We start from the raw sequence: 15,060 nt of genomic DNA, 5'->3' as shown, positions 1-15,060 counted from the left end.
ACCTCCCATGCTAATTTTGTGTTAATCGCTTCACGATTTTCACTGTTTCGTACGCCGCTTTTTCAATTTGCTCTTTCGTATTTCCAAGTCCAAAACTAAAGCGTACGGATGAACGTATTTGATCGGAGTCTTTTCCAAACATCGCTACTAATACATGTGATGGATCAATCGAACCAGCTGTACAAGCAGAACCACTTGATACTGCAATGCCAGCTAAGTCTAAGTTCACAAGAAACGGTTCAATGTTCATTCCTGTAAAACTTACATTAAGTACATGCGGTAAGCGATGTTCTAAGTTTCCGTTTACCTCGAAAGTAATGCCTTCATTTTTGAAGACAGATACCATTATATCTTTAAACTCTTCATATTGGGCATTTTTTTGCTCACGAGTTTTTTCAGCTATAAGAATTGCATGCTGAAGCCCAGCAATACTAGGCACATTTTCCGTACCAGCACGGCGTTTTCTTTCTTGCTCTCCGCCTATTAATAACGGTTCAAATTTCACATTTGCACCAGCGTATAAGAACCCTACACCTTTTGGCCCGTTAATTTTATGAGCTGAAATTGATAATAAATCAATACCAAACTCTTTCACATTAATTTCTACTAAACCGTAAGCTTGTACCGCATCTGTATGGAAATACGCTTGATGCTCTTTTAACAGCTTTCCTATTTCCACAATCGGTTGTATCGTCCCTACTTCATTATTCCCAAACATAACAGATACAAGAATCGTCTCTTCTGTTAATGCCTTTTGTATGTCAGAAACTTGAATGCGCCCTGTTTCATCGACAGGTAAATATGTCACTTCAAACCCTTCACGCTCTAACAATTCGCACGTATGCAAAATCGCATGATGTTCAATTTGCGTCGTTATAATGTGGTTACCTTTATGACGGTTCGCACGTGCTACACCGATAAGCGCTAAATTATCAGCTTCTGTACCACCGCTCGTAAATATAATTTCATTCGGATTCGCATGAATGCTGCGTGCACACACTCTTCTCGCCTCATCTACTGTGTGACGAGTTTGACGTCCATAAAAGTGAATACTAGACGGGTTCCCGAATATTTCTGTCATATATGGAATCATCTTTTCGACCACTTCTGGGTGAGTCGGAGATGTCGCAGCATGATCTAAGTAAATGCGTTCCATTAAATCTCCTTCTTTCCAAATCGTTTCACAAGGAATTAAATGTAAAACATATAGCCCCCGTGATTTTCTTCCTCATAACGTACTAAATCTTCTAACGTTGTACTATCTAACACTTCTTGCACCGCATCACGAACACGCATCCATAACTGGCGCTGCGCTGGCTCTTCTTCTTCTATCATTTCTACAACACTAATCGGTCCCTCTAATACACGGATTACATCCCCAGCTGTAATGTTAGCCGGTTGATCAGATAATACATATCCGCCATATGCCCCGCGCGTACTCTTTACAAGACGAGCGTTACGAAGTGGTGAAATTAATTGCTCTAAGTAATGCTCAGATAAGTCATGCGCCTGCGCAATTGATTTTAATGAAATCGGACCTTCACCAAACTTTTTTGCAAGATCAATCATAATTGTTAAGCCATAGCGGCCTTTCGTTGAAATTTTCATCTATTTTGCACCTCTTTTCAAATTTTCACTTCTATTGGTTATATCTTATTTATAAAAAGAACACAATTTAAAATCCTATGAAATTATAGCATAATATAGTATTATAAGAAATTTCAACTTGTGTATCAAAATGATAACATAAAATCACATTGAAAAACTCGGGAATTATTACAATTGAAAGAAAAATGAAAATATTATCCTTTATTTTTCCCATAAAACAGCATCCTATTTCAAATTTCGTAGAAAAAAATGATACGATAGAACGAGATTATATATTAAGGGAGACGGTCCAAATGAAACAACCACTCGCACATCGAATGCGCCCTACAAATATTCAAGAAATTATTGGGCAACAACATTTAGTTGGTGAAGGAAAGATTTTATGGCGAATGGTCCAAGCCAATCATTTTCAATCTATGATTTTATACGGTCCTCCAGGTACAGGAAAAACATCCATTGCCAGTGCAATTGCTGGAAGTACCGGTACCCCGTTTCGTCTATTGAATGCTGTTACTCACAATAAAAAAGATATGGAAGTTGTCGTACAAGAAGCGAAGATGCATCGACACCTCGTTTTAATTTTAGATGAAGTTCACCGTCTAGATAAAGCAAAGCAAGACTTTCTATTACCTCACTTAGAAAGCGGACTTCTTACTTTAATTGGTGCAACGACAAGTAATCCATTCCATGCAATAAACTCCGCTATTCGAAGCAGGTGTCAAATTTTCGAATTACACGCACTAACAGAAGATGATATTTTAATTGGGTTAAAAAGAGCTTTAGAAGATAAAGAAAAAGGCCTTGGAGAATATGCTGTAACGGTAACAGATGAAGCACTACATCACTTTGCAAACGCCTCTGGTGGTGATATGCGTTCCGCTTATAACGCACTTGAGCTTGCTGTATTATCTAGCTTTACTACAGACGATCAAGCGGCTGAAATCACACTCGAGATTGCAGAAGAATGCTTACAAAAGAAGAGCTTCGTTCACGACAAAGGCGGCGATGCTCATTATGACGTATTATCAGCATTTCAAAAATCAGTGCGCGGAAGTGATGTAAATGCAGCGCTCCATTATTTAGCACGCCTTATTGAAGCAGGTGATTTACAAAGTATTGGCAGACGCCTTCTTATTATGGCTTATGAAGATATTGGACTTGCTAGCCCACAAGCTGGACCACGTACACTAGCTGCAATTGAATCAGCTGAACGAGTTGGATTCCCAGAAGCACGCATCCCACTTGCAAATGCCGTTATCGAGCTATGCTTATCACCAAAATCAAATTCAGCTTATAAAGCACTTGATGCTGCATTACACGATTTACGCAACGGTCAAACAGGTGACATTCCAAGCCATTTAAAAGATAGTCATTACAAAGGCGCAGAATCACTTGGAAGAGGCATTGGATATTTATATCCACACGACCATCCAAACGGCTGGGTAAGGCAACAATACTTACCTGATAAAATAAAAAACAAGCAATATTATAAACCGAAAACGACAGGGAAATTTGAGCAAGCACTTTCTACTGTTTATGAAAGATTACAAACTTCGAATAAAACGAAAAATAAAGGGTAACATAAACGAAAACGTCACCATTATGGAGGCTTCGCTTATGAAAACACGTCAAGATGCATGGACAAAAGAAGATGATCTCCTTTTAGCAGAAACTGTTTTACGACATATTCGCAGCGGAAGTACACAAATAAAAGCATTTGATGAAGTCGGCGATATGTTGAACCGGACTTCAGCAGCTTGCGGCTTTAGATGGAATGCTGAAGTAAGACCGAATTACGAAGATGCTGTGCAGCTTGCGAAGAAACAACGTAAAGAATTAAAGCGCTCTGAAGCTAAAATAGAAAAAAATCAGTTCACGAAAACGAAACAACTCGTAATCGATGCTGAGTTTTCTGAAGATATTACGCCAAGTAAACAAGAACTTACGATGCAAAATGTCATCTCATTTTTGCAAAACTTGGAGCATAATAACCCTTCACTCGCAAAGTTGCAAACTGAAAATGATGTATTACAAGCTCAGCTCACTTCTCTGCAAAAAACGAATCATGAACTTGAAACGAAATTAGCGGTACTCACAAAAAAACAACAAGCAATCGAAGAAGATTACGCGATGCTTGTTCGAATTATGGATCGTGCTCGAAAACTTGTTTCGGTCGAAGAGCAAGAAGAGCAAATTGCCCCGATTTTCAAAACCGATCAAAACGGGAATTTAGATATTATTTATTCTGCTGAGAATTAAAAACAGGGATGTCACTTTTTTGACTGAGTGACATCCTTGTTTGTTTTCGGTAAATCATATATATACATGTCGGTAAATGAAATTATATTAACGATTTTTCGAATATATCTATCGTAACTTGCAATATATCAACGATTTTTCGAATATATCTATCACAACTTGCAATATATCAACGATTCAATAAAGGATATCGATTTAACGACAAAGATTGACAATAACATTCCTCCTTGTCATACAAGGAAACTCCTAAAACGGATTAGATATTTTTTACTAAAATATTATTATAAACATATACCTTTAAAGGGGGATGGTTGCTATTTCATTAATAATCTTCAAAATAACTCTTGGCCTTCTCGTCCTGACTTTAGCTCTTTTCACCATTAACAGTCTAAAAAAGACGTCCGCCTATACATCAGATAAATATGATCATCACTTACTAGCGTTACTTACATTTGAACTAGTAGTAATGCAAATATCCATATTTCTTTAATACATATAAAAAAGCATATATCCAAAATGGATATATGCTTTTACTTTATTCTTGCCCTACACGTTTCACTTCTACATTTTTAATACGTTCACGTACAACGTGACTTGCCATAATTAAGCCTGCCACAGATGGTACGAATGCATTTGATGAAGGCGGTAATTTCGCTTTACGAATTTTTGCATTTTCGTCTGGTACGATTTCTTTACGTACTTCTTCACGAATTACGATTGGGTTTTCGTCAGAGAAGACAACTTTTACACCTTTTTTAATACCCTCTTTACGAAGCTTCGTACGAATGACTTTCGCAATCGGATCTGTGTGTGTTTTAGAAATGTCCGCAATACGGAAACGAGTTGGGTCCATTTTATTTGCTGCACCCATACATGAGATAATTTTAATTTTACGACGTAAACATTGTTTAATTAAATGGATTTTGAACGTAATCGTATCAGATGCATCCACTACGAAATCTAAACCGTGTTTAAAGAACTCTTCATATGTTTCATCTGTATAAAACATTTCTAGTCCAATTACTTCACATTCCGGATTAATGTCTGCGATACGCTCTTTCATTAATTCTACTTTTGAACGTCCTACAGTAGATACTAAAGCGTGAATTTGACGGTTTACGTTTGTAATATCTACAACGTCTTTATCAACTAATACAAGACGTCCAACGCCAGAACGTGCTAACGCTTCAGCTGCAAAAGAGCCTACGCCGCCAATTCCTAAAATACCGACTGTACTATTTTTTAATATTTCAAGTCCTTCTTTACCGAAGGCTAATTCATTACGTGAAAATTGATGTAACATTCAGCTCTACACTCCTATTACAAAAATGGTCTACCATGTATTCTAGCGTTTTTCCGACTATTTGTATAGAAAAAGTTATAGAATTCCTAAAAATACATATTTCGAAAATGAAAACATAGACCAGAATTTCATTTCTTCCTAAATACACGTTTAAAAAGGAGGATTTAGAGAACCGAGCAGATCGAGGCGCTGAAGCCAGGAGGAGCGCAGTGTAGAAAAATACTACTCGAGCACCGGACTGGCGAAGCAACGATGAGATGCGACAGTTATCTAAACCGGACTTTTTAAACAACCTCTCAAAAAAAGTCTAGACGGTTATAGTATAACCATCTAGACCCTATTCTTACTTCTCTTCTTTTAAGCTTAATTTTAAGTTTAACTCTTCAAGCTGTGCTTCTGCAACTGGGCTTGGAGCTTCTGTTAATAAGCAGCTTGCGCTTGCTGTTTTCGGGAATGCAATTGTATCACGAAGGTTCGTACGGCCTGCAAGTAACATAACAAGACGATCTAAACCTAATGCGATTCCGCCGTGTGGTGGTGTACCGTATTCGAATGCTTCTAATAAGAACCCGAATTGCTCTTGCGCTTCTTCTTGTGAGAATCCAAGTGCTTTGAACATTTTTTCTTGTACGTCACGCTCGTAAATACGAAGTGATCCACCACCAAGCTCATAACCGTTTAATACAAGGTCATATGCTTGTGCACGTGCTTTTTCTGGTGCTGTTTCTAGTAACTCAACGTCTTCACGGAATGGCATTGTGAATGGGTGGTGAGCTGCGAAGTAACGATCTGCATCTTCATCGTACTCAAGAAGTGGCCAATCCGTTACCCATAGGAAATTATATTTACTTTCGTCAATTAATTCAAGCTCTTTACCTAGACGTAAGCGAAGTGCACCTAAGCTATCTGCAACAACGCTCTTCTTATCTGCTACGAATAGTAATAAGTCGCCAGCAGTAGCCTCTAATGTGCTCATTAACACATTTGCATCTTCTTCACTGAAGAATTTCGCAATCGGTCCTTTTAAGCCATCTTCTTCAACTTTAAGCCAAGCTAGACCTTTTGCACCGTATACTTTCACGAATTCAGTTAATGCATCGATGTCTTTACGAGAATATTTACTTGCAGCACCTTTTGCATTAATTGCTTTTACTTGTCCGCCGCTTTCTACAGCACTTGTAAACACTTTAAAACCACAACCTGCTGCAAACTCAGATAAGTCTGTTAGTTCCATTTCAAAGCGTGTATCTGGCTTATCAGAACCGTAGCGAGCCATTACATCAGCATATTTCATACGAGGGAATGGTGCACTAACCTCTACACCTTTTGCATCCTTCATAACTTTCGTCATCATACGCTCCATCATATCTAAAATTTCATCTTGTGTTAAGAATGAAGCTTCGATATCGATTTGCGTGAATTCCGGTTGACGATCCGCACGTAAATCTTCATCACGGAAACAACGTGCTACTTGATAGTAACGCTCAAATCCGCCGACCATAAGAAGCTGTTTAAATAACTGTGGTGACTGTGGTAATGCATAGAATTCACCATCATGTACACGACTTGGCACTAAATAGTCACGAGCTCCTTCTGGCGTGCTTTTCGTTAAAATTGGTGTTTCTACTTCTAAGAACTCTTCTGTGTCTAAGAAGTTACGAATTGTTTTCGTTACGTCATGACGCATTTTGAATGTGTTAAACATTACTGGACGACGTAAGTCTAAATAACGATATTTTAAACGCACATCTTCTGATGCATCTGTATCATCAGCAATGATGATTGGCGTTGTTTTCGCTGCATTTAGTACATTTACTTTTGTTGCTTGTACTTCAATACGACCAGTTGCCATATTGTCATTAATTGCGCCTTCACCACGTTCAACAACTGTACCTTCTACGTGTAATACGTATTCGCTACGAATTGTTTCTGCTACTTCTAACGCTTCTTTTGATGTTTCTGGGTTAAATACAACTTGCACGATACCTGTACGGTCACGTAAGTCGATAAAGATTAATCCACCTAAGTCACGGCGTTTTTGTACCCAACCTTTTAATTGAACTGTTTGTCCAACAGCTTCTACTGTTACTTTTCCACATGCATGTGTTCTTTCAGCCACTGTAAGTTCCCCCTATATTAATTTCTCTGCTACGTATGAAGCAAATACATCTAACGCTACTTCTTCTTGTTCACCTGTTGCCATATCTTTTAAGTTAATGATGCCTTTATCTAGCTCATCTTCTCCTAATACAGCTACAAATTTCGCCTTTAGACGATCTGCTGATTTAAATTGTGCTTTCATTTTGCGATCTAAATAATCTTTTTCAACTGACAATCCAGCTTTACGAAGATCGAACGCAACTTTTGCAGCATGATCTTTCGCTTTTTCGCCAAGCGCCACAACGTAACAATCAATGCTATGTTCAAGTGGTAATTCAATGTTTTCAGCTTTTAGCGCCATAATTAAACGTTCAATACTCATTGCAAAACCGATACCTGGCATTTCTGGTCCACCGATTTCTTGTACAAGTCCGTTATAACGGCCACCACCGCTTAATGTAGTGATCGCACCGAAACCGTCTGCCTCACTCATAATTTCAAAAACAGTGTGTTGGTAGTAGTCTAAACCACGCACTAAGTTCGGATCTTTTTCAAACGGAACATCCATCATCGTTAATAGCTCTTGAACTTTGTCGTAGTATACTGCTGAATCTTCATTTAAGTATTCTGTAATAGATGGTGCTGTTCCCATTAATTCATGGTTACGGTCCTTCTTACAATCTAAAATACGAAGAGGGTTCTTTTCTAAACGAGATTGACAGTCAGAACAGAACTCACCGATACGTGGCTCGAAGTGTGCGATTAATGCATCACGGTGTGCTTGACGGCTCGCCGCATCACCTAAGCTGTTTAATACAACTTTAATATTTTTCAAGCCCATGCCGCGGTAAAATTCAACAGCAAGTGCAATTACTTCTGCATCAATTGCAGGGTCATTACTGCCGATTGCTTCGATACCGAATTGTACGAATTGACGATAGCGACCTGCTTGTGGTCTTTCATAACGGAACATTTGACCAATATAGTATAATTTCGTTGGTTGTGTTGCATCACCAAACATTTTATTTTCAACGTAAGAACGTACAACAGGTGCAGTACCTTCTGGACGTAATGTTAAGCTGCGCTCTCCACGATCTTGGAATGAGTACATTTCTTTTTGTACGATATCTGTCGTATCACCAACACCGCGTAAAAATAGCTCAGTGTGCTCAAAAATTGGTGTACGAATTTCTTTATAATTGTAACGACGGCAAATTTCGCGTGCTTGCCCTTCGATATACTGCCATAACTCAACAGTGCCTGGAAGAATATCTTGCGTTCCGCGTGGAATTTGAATAGACATATTCAGTTCCTCCTCAAATTGTTTTAATCTTAATAAAAATAAAAAAACTCCCGCCTCTACTGTTTAAACAGTAGGGACGAGAGTATTATACCCGTGGTGCCACCCTAATTGAAGCACGTATGCTTCCACTTTTTTAATAACGCTTAAATGTGCGTTCATCCCTACTAAGCGTATATGCCGTTCAAGTTGAAACCTCTAGAGTGTCATTCAATCAGTCATCATGCAGAAATGTTTTCAGCCTAAGACATTCCTTCTCTTTCCATGTGTGTCTCATTTACTCTTCTCTATCAACGGTTATATTCATATGTAAATATAAAATTACTATACGTTTGTTAAGTAGGATTGTCAAGTGCTCTAAGAACGTTCAATCTGCTTCTTTAAACGCTTTACATCTTGAAGAGAAATCCCAAACTCGGAAGCAAGCTCCATTGAAGTATTGTTTTGCTCTTTTGAAATAAAATCATGAAAATTCACGTTAAATAGTTGATTTGCACCATTTGTAACAGAATGCCCTTTTTCATTCATACGCATACGTATATCCCTCACATTCAATATGGATGTTTTACTTTTTATTGTTCCATATTGATGAAAGAGTTATACATAAACGAAACTGCTATTGATTCCAAATAAATGAACAAAACATACAACAATGTATAAAAAAGAGAGGATTATATAACCCTCTCTTTTTTATCAACACTATTTACTTTCTACAATTAAGGTCACCGGACCATCATTGATTAAAGAAACATCCATCATTGCTCCGAACTTCCCTGTTTCCACATGTAATCCTTGTTTACGAACTTCTTCATTAAAGAAATCGTATAAACGCTCTGCATAATCAGGTTTCGCAGCATCCATAAAGTTTGGACGTCTTCCCTTGCGGCAATCTCCGTATAATGTGAATTGCGAAATAGATAGAACTTGTCCTTCTACATCAAGTACAGAATGATTCATCTTTCCGCTCTCATCTTCAAAAATACGTAAGTTTGCAATTTTTTCTGCAATGTAAGTTGCATCTTTTTCTGTATCTTCGTGCGTAATGCCAACTAGTAATGTTAAACCGAACGGAATTTGTCCTACCATCTCACCGTCTACTGTGACAGACGCTTTCTTTGATCGTTGTAAAACAACTCTCATCTTTCTACACTCCCTATTAATGCATCATGCGTCGTACTGCATAAATTTCTGGAACGCGTTTAATGCGTTCTACTACTTTTTTCAAGTGTTGTAAGTTACGAATCGAGATTGACATATTAATTGTTGCCATCTTATTACGGTCACTTCTACCAGAAACAGCTGAAATGTATGTTTTCGTCTCTGTAACAGCTTGCAGTACTTCATTTAATAAACCGCGGCGATCGTAACCTGAAATTTCAATATCAACGTTATACTCTATTTCTTTTTCAGGGCTACCTTCCCACTCAACTTCTAATAAACGTTCTATCGCTTCTTCTGTATGAACATTTACACAATCACGGCGGTGAATCGATACACCTCGGCCTTTCGTAATATACCCAACGATATCATCACCCGGAACTGGGTTACAGCATTTCGATAAACGGATTAATAAATTATCAGCACCGCTTACCTTTACACCAGAATCCCATTTTCGAATTTTCATCGGTTTACGAACTTCTTTGACTTCAACAATTTCTTCTTCTTCGCGTTGCTTGCGGAACTTGTCCGTTAGTCGCGTAACAATTTGCGAAGCTGTAATTCCGCTATATCCAACTGCTGCAAACATATCTTCTTCATTTGCAAAGTTAAATTTCTCAGCGACGCGTTTTAAGTTATCAGGCGCTAATACTTCTTTCATCTCATACTCTAGACCACGTACTTCCTTTTCAACAAGTTCACGGCCTTTTTCAATATTTTCGTCTCTACGTTGTTTCTTAAAGAATTGACGAATTTTATTTTTCGCATGAGATGTTTGAGCAAGTTTTACCCAATCTTGACTTGGGCCATATGAATGTTTCGACGTTAAAATTTCAATGATATCGCCGGTTTTTAATTTATAATCCAGCGTTACCATTTTCCCGTTTACTTTTGCACCAATTGTTTTATTCCCAATTTCCGAATGGACACGATACGCGAAATCAATTGGAACCGATCCAAGTGGTAATTCCATTACATCGCCTTTCGGTGTAAAGACGAATACCATGTCAGAGAATAAATCAATTTTTAATGACTCCATAAATTCTTCTGCATTAGAAGCTTCATTTTGCCATTCTAATATTTGACGGAACCACGTGAGTTTCTTCTCTAATGTACCTGTTGTTTCTGCTGTTTTTCCTTCTTTGTATGCCCAGTGTGCCGCGATCCCGAATTCTGCAATTTCGTGCATTTCTTTCGTACGAATTTGCACTTCAAGTGGATCACCTTTCGGTCCAATTACAGTCGTATGAAGAGATTGATATAGATTTGCTTTTGGCATTGCAATATAATCTTTAAAACGACCTGGCATCGGCTTCCAGCACGTATGAATAATTCCAAGCACTGCATAACAATCTTTGATACTATTTACAACAACACGTACAGCTAATAAATCGTAAATTTCATTGAACTGTTTATTTTGCAGTGCCATTTTACGATAAATACTGTAAATATGTTTCGGTCTTCCAGAGATCTCAGGTTGAATTGCAACTTCTTTTAATTTCTCACGAATACCAGTCATTACTTCGTCTAAGTATTCTTCACGTTCTGCACGTTTACGCTTCATTAAATTTACAATACGATAATATTGTTGTGGATTTAAATAGCGAAGTGACGTATCCTCTAGCTCCCATTTAATAGTACTAATTCCGAGTCTATGTGCTAAAGGTGCAAAGATTTCTAGCGTTTCATTCGCTATGCGACGCTGCTTCTCTTGAGGCAAATGTTTCAATGTACGCATGTTATGAAGACGATCAGCTAGTTTAATTAAAATAACTCGAATATCTTGAGCCATTGCAATAAACATTTTGCGATGGTTTTCTGCTTGTTGTTGTTCGTGAGATTTATATTTGATCTTCCCAAGCTTCGTAACACCATCAACAAGCATAGCAATTTCTTTGTTAAATTCCCGTTCAATATCTTCTAACGTAATCTCTGTATCTTCCACTACATCATGTAAGAAACCTGCTGATACCGTAGCTGGATCCATGTGTAAATCAACTAAAATACCTGCAACTTGAATTGGATGAATAATATACGGTTCACCCGATTTTCTGTATTGTTCGCTATGCGCATCGCGTGCATATTCATAGGCACGTGCTACTAGCTCAATATCTTCATCCACTAAATATTGACTTGCTTTCTCGAGTACCTGTTCAGCTGTTAGTACCTGCTCATTTGCCATCGAATCACCTTTTATTGAAAATTGACTTTATCTTTATTTAATAGAATAAATTATATTCTATCATTATAACCCAATGATTGTGAATTGTGAAAAGGAAAAGATTTTACTGACATTTCACCATGATTTTTTGTTCAATTATACAAAAGTACCCGCTCCTCTCCAAGAGATTCACGGGTACTTTTTATCACCGTAGTTTTACCTATATAGTGATTAGTATTTTTCTAATACTAATACATCGTAACCATCTAACATTTTACGACCATCTAAGTAAGTAAGCTCTACTAAGAATGCAATCCCTGCTACAACTCCGCCAAGTTCTTCAACTAGCTTAATTGTCGCTTCGATAGTTCCACCTGTAGCTAATAGGTCATCTGTAATTAATACGCGTTGACCTGGCTTAATTGCATCTTTATGGATTGTTAAAACATCTTTACCATATTCTTTACCGTAGTCAACTGTAATTACTTCACGTGGTAATTTTCCTAATTTACGAACTGGCGCAAATCCTACTTCTAACGCATAAGAAACTGGACAACCGATAATGAAACCACGAGCTTCTGGTCCTACTACAACATCGATATCTCTTTCTTTTGCGTATTCAACGATTGCATCTGTTGCTGCTTTGTATGCTTTACCGTCATTCATTAAAGGTGTAATGTCTTTAAACACAATACCTTCTTTCGGATAATCCGGTACAATTGCGATATGTTGCTTGAAATCCATATTTCTGAATCCTCCTCAGATCTAAAAGGTTTGTAAATACAAATCCTTTACCCTAACTGTTCTACTTCTTTATGATTACGAATCGTTTCAAACCATGTATATAGTTGCTGATATGTGCTATAAACCAATTCTTTTTCTAATTGTAAGTGGTTCATTTTCTCACGATATGTGTTCGATTCAATTAAATCACGCTTTTGTTTTTTGTCTGCCATAAAAATGACGCCATCTTTTATTGTAACAAATTCTAACTCAAAAAACACCTGTGTCATAAAATTTACTGTATCTTTTGACCAACCTTTATGACGACATAGTTGTTCTCCATATTGTCTTAAAGAAAATGGTGTTTTTTGGTTTAAGAAAGAATAATACCATTTAAAGTGTTCTCTCGTAGGAACTGTACTAAATAAGTGGTTATTCTCTTGATAAAATAGCGTATAAATTCGCGCTGGGAATCCTGCCTTAAATAACTCACGTAATTCATCGGTTCCTTTTGGTAAATCAAGTAACACGATATATTGATCATCTAAATGCGTTACTTCTGAAGCATGCATGAGCTTTTCTTTATAGCTCTCTAAAGAAAATTTATTCAATACCTCTTCAGAAAAATACACCATTGTTATTTTTTCTTTCGGAAGTTCTGCTAAATTTGCTTCTGCATTACGCATACTACGCCAATCAAATAATTGCCACGCCTCTACAGCAATATCTTGTACCATTAGTTGTGGCTTCTTAAAATTATTCCATTCATTGATGGATGCTTCTCCTATTACAGATACTTTTGCAACTGGAGAGATTTCTTTCGCATATGCACCAAAACCAAATCCAATTGTATCCAGTGTTGCTTGTCCATCACGAAGAGCCATTTTTAAATGAGAACCATCTGATCCGATTGCGCGAATGCTTTCTAACTCTGCATCTTTTACTGCAATACGTGGTTTCGGATTTCCAATACCAAACGGGGCTAGTTTTTGCATATCTTCAATTGCCGCTAGCGTTACATCCTCTACTTTGCAAAAAACATCAACTGCTGTAATTGGAATAAAATCTTCTTCTGTTAAAATCGCATCTGCTTGTTCATTTAATCGGCGACGTAATTCATCTACATCATTCATATGTAGCGTCATTCCCGCTGCCATCGGATGCCCTCCGAAGTGTGGCAATAACTCTCTACAATCTGATAAGTTTGCAAACAAATCAAATCCTGCAATACTACGTGCTGAGCCTTTTGCTGTTTCTTTTATAGGATCGATGCTTAATACAATCGTCGGACGATAAAAACGTTCAACTAATTTAGAAGCAACAATTCCAATTACCCCTGGGTTCCAGCCTTCTTTTGCAAGTACTAATACTTTGTTTTCTTCTGGCGGGAAGTTATTTTCAACTTCAGCGATAGCTTCTTCTGTAATTTGCTTTACAATATCTTTTCGCAGTTTGTTCAGCTCATCAATTTCTTCGGCCAACTCTTTCGCTTCCTCTGGATCATCTGATAATAAAAGGTGTACAGCCGGCGCAGCATCTTCTAAACGCCCAACCGCATTAATACGAGGTGCAATTGAGAAGCCAATACTCTCTTCTGTAATTTCACTTTGCGAAACGTTAGCAACTTTAAACAATGCCTTCAAACCAATATTTCTCGTCATACGCATATGTTTTAAACCGCGTTTCACTAGCAACCTATTTTCACCATGAAGTGATACTAAATCGGCTACTGTACCGATTACTGCAATCTCTAATAAATGTTCTGGTACACGGCCTAATAGTGCATGCGCAACTTTAAACGCAACACCTACACCAGCTAAATAGTGAAACGGATATACGCCACCTTCTAATTTCGGATGTATAATCGCAAGCGCTTCTGGCAATTCTGGCGGTGGCTCATGGTGATCTGTAATAATTAGATCTATTCCAAGCTCTTTCGCTACATTCGCTTCATGTACTGCTGCGATGCCAGTGTCGACAGTAATAATCAGTGAGAAACCTGCACTATGCGCCCAACGAAATGCTTCTTCGTTCGGTCCATACCCTTCTGTAAAACGATTTGGAATGTAAAATTCTACTTCTGCACCTAATTCTTGAAGAGCAAGATATAAAACCGTCGTACTACTTACTCCGTCCGCATCGTAATCACCAAATATTAATATTTGCTCTCCATTTTGAATCGCCTTATTTACACGTTCTACCGTTCTATCCATTCCTTCTAATAAAAATGGATCATGAAATTCTTGATTTTCTGTATTTAAAAAATCTAAAATCTTATCTTCTGTATCTAGTCCTCTACCGAGGAATAATGAAACGACAAGTGGCGATAACTGTAATTTACTTGCTAATTCACTCACTCGCTCGTCATTATATTCTTTTTCTTTCCAACGCGTCTTCGGTTGTAACACGAAATCACCCCTTAACCTGTTCATTATACAAGACAGATTA

12 protein-coding genes and 1 other annotated feature are annotated in these 15,060 nt (G+C 37.7%); of the genes, 2 read left to right on the top strand and 10 right to left on the bottom strand.

Annotation, left to right across the window (positions count from 1 at the left end; translation table 11 throughout):
* Positions 1-10: 10 nt before the first annotated feature.
* Together QO049_RS15650 and cymR are read right to left on the bottom strand one after the other, a co-directional pair.
* Positions 11-1,156: a cysteine desulfurase family protein gene (locus tag QO049_RS15650; protein WP_284489328.1), complete on the bottom strand. Its 1,146-nt coding sequence runs from the start codon at positions 1,154-1,156 to the stop codon at positions 11-13.
* 35 nt (positions 1,157-1,191) lie between these two features.
* Entirely contained in the window at positions 1,192-1,608 is a 417-nt protein-coding gene (gene cymR, locus QO049_RS15645; RefSeq protein ID WP_000704116.1) for a cysteine metabolism transcriptional regulator CymR, read from the bottom strand.
* 293 nt (positions 1,609-1,901) lie between these two features.
* On the opposite strand from cymR, the gene QO049_RS15640 reads away from it, so the two are divergent.
* Positions 1,902-3,188 (top strand): replication-associated recombination protein A, encoded by a 1,287-nt coding sequence (locus QO049_RS15640; protein WP_000812919.1) that lies wholly within the window; start codon positions 1,902-1,904, stop codon positions 3,186-3,188.
* Positions 3,189-3,225: 37 nt separating this feature from the next.
* On the top strand, positions 3,226-3,867 hold the full coding sequence (locus QO049_RS15635) for an RsfA family transcriptional regulator (protein WP_284489327.1): 642 nt from the start codon (positions 3,226-3,228) through the stop codon (positions 3,865-3,867).
* 535 nt (positions 3,868-4,402) lie between these two features.
* On the opposite strand, the gene QO049_RS15630 is transcribed toward QO049_RS15635, so the two are convergent.
* The 8 genes from QO049_RS15630 to recJ form a co-directional block, all read right to left on the bottom strand.
* Positions 4,403-5,170: a tRNA threonylcarbamoyladenosine dehydratase gene (locus QO049_RS15630; RefSeq protein ID WP_000903176.1), complete on the bottom strand. Its 768-nt coding sequence runs from the start codon at positions 5,168-5,170 to the stop codon at positions 4,403-4,405.
* Between the two features lie 343 nt (positions 5,171-5,513).
* Positions 5,514-7,289: an aspartate--tRNA ligase gene (aspS, locus tag QO049_RS15625; protein ID WP_284489326.1), complete on the bottom strand. Its 1,776-nt coding sequence runs from the start codon at positions 7,287-7,289 to the stop codon at positions 5,514-5,516.
* Between the two features lie 12 nt (positions 7,290-7,301).
* A complete protein-coding gene (hisS, locus tag QO049_RS15620; RefSeq protein ID WP_097862002.1) occupies positions 7,302-8,573 on the bottom strand; it encodes a histidine--tRNA ligase in 1,272 nt (423 codons plus the stop codon).
* 69 nt (positions 8,574-8,642) lie between these two features.
* Positions 8,643-8,873 (bottom strand) — a binding site (T-box leader).
* A 54-nt stretch (positions 8,874-8,927) separates the two neighbouring features.
* On the bottom strand, positions 8,928-9,104 hold the full coding sequence (locus tag QO049_RS15615) for a hypothetical protein (protein WP_001242605.1): 177 nt from the start codon (positions 9,102-9,104) through the stop codon (positions 8,928-8,930).
* Between the two features lie 165 nt (positions 9,105-9,269).
* On the bottom strand, positions 9,270-9,710 hold the full coding sequence (locus QO049_RS15610; RefSeq protein WP_284489325.1) for a D-tyrosyl-tRNA(Tyr) deacylase: 441 nt from the start codon (positions 9,708-9,710) through the stop codon (positions 9,270-9,272).
* A 16-nt stretch (positions 9,711-9,726) separates the two neighbouring features.
* On the bottom strand, positions 9,727-11,910 hold the full coding sequence (gene relA / locus QO049_RS15605) for a GTP diphosphokinase (protein WP_001262811.1): 2,184 nt from the start codon (positions 11,908-11,910) through the stop codon (positions 9,727-9,729).
* A gap of 210 nt (positions 11,911-12,120) precedes the next feature.
* Positions 12,121-12,633 carry an adenine phosphoribosyltransferase gene (locus QO049_RS15600; protein ID WP_000346215.1) on the bottom strand — a complete coding sequence of 171 codons (513 nt, stop codon included), beginning with the start codon at positions 12,631-12,633 and terminating at the stop codon, positions 12,121-12,123.
* 47 nt (positions 12,634-12,680) lie between these two features.
* Complete coding sequence (recJ, locus tag QO049_RS15595; protein ID WP_097862003.1) at positions 12,681-15,020, bottom strand: single-stranded-DNA-specific exonuclease RecJ; 2,340 nt, start codon at positions 15,018-15,020, stop codon at positions 12,681-12,683.
* Between the last annotated feature and the right edge of the window lie 40 nt (positions 15,021-15,060).

Source organism: Bacillus sp. RB3, from assembly GCF_030164735.1.
Classification (GTDB): domain Bacteria; phylum Bacillota; class Bacilli; order Bacillales; family Bacillaceae_G; genus Bacillus_A; species Bacillus_A cereus.
This window is presented reverse-complemented; position numbering and strand designations above follow the sequence as displayed.

What these genes read in the sequence shown, in the direction of transcription:
- QO049_RS15650 (WP_284489328.1), bottom strand. Translation starts at nt 1,156, where the DNA reads ATGGAACGCATTTACTTAGATCATGCTGCGACATCTCCGACTCACCCA.
- cymR (WP_000704116.1), bottom strand. Translation starts at nt 1,608, where the DNA reads ATGAAAATTTCAACGAAAGGCCGCTATGGCTTAACAATTATGATTGAT.
- QO049_RS15640 (WP_000812919.1), top strand. Translation starts at nt 1,902, where the DNA reads ATGAAACAACCACTCGCACATCGAATGCGCCCTACAAATATTCAAGAA.
- QO049_RS15635 (WP_284489327.1), top strand. Translation starts at nt 3,226, where the DNA reads ATGAAAACACGTCAAGATGCATGGACAAAAGAAGATGATCTCCTTTTA.
- QO049_RS15630 (WP_000903176.1), bottom strand. Translation starts at nt 5,170, where the DNA reads ATGTTACATCAATTTTCACGTAATGAATTAGCCTTCGGTAAAGAAGGA.
- hisS (WP_097862002.1), bottom strand. Translation starts at nt 8,573, where the DNA reads ATGTCTATTCAAATTCCACGCGGAACGCAAGATATTCTTCCAGGCACT.
- QO049_RS15615 (WP_001242605.1), bottom strand. Translation starts at nt 9,104, where the DNA reads ATGCGTATGAATGAAAAAGGGCATTCTGTTACAAATGGTGCAAATCAA.
- QO049_RS15610 (WP_284489325.1), bottom strand. Translation starts at nt 9,710, where the DNA reads ATGAGAGTTGTTTTACAACGATCAAAGAAAGCGTCTGTCACAGTAGAC.
- relA (WP_001262811.1), bottom strand. Translation starts at nt 11,910, where the DNA reads ATGGCAAATGAGCAGGTACTAACAGCTGAACAGGTACTCGAGAAAGCA.
- QO049_RS15600 (WP_000346215.1), bottom strand. Translation starts at nt 12,633, where the DNA reads ATGGATTTCAAGCAACATATCGCAATTGTACCGGATTATCCGAAAGAA.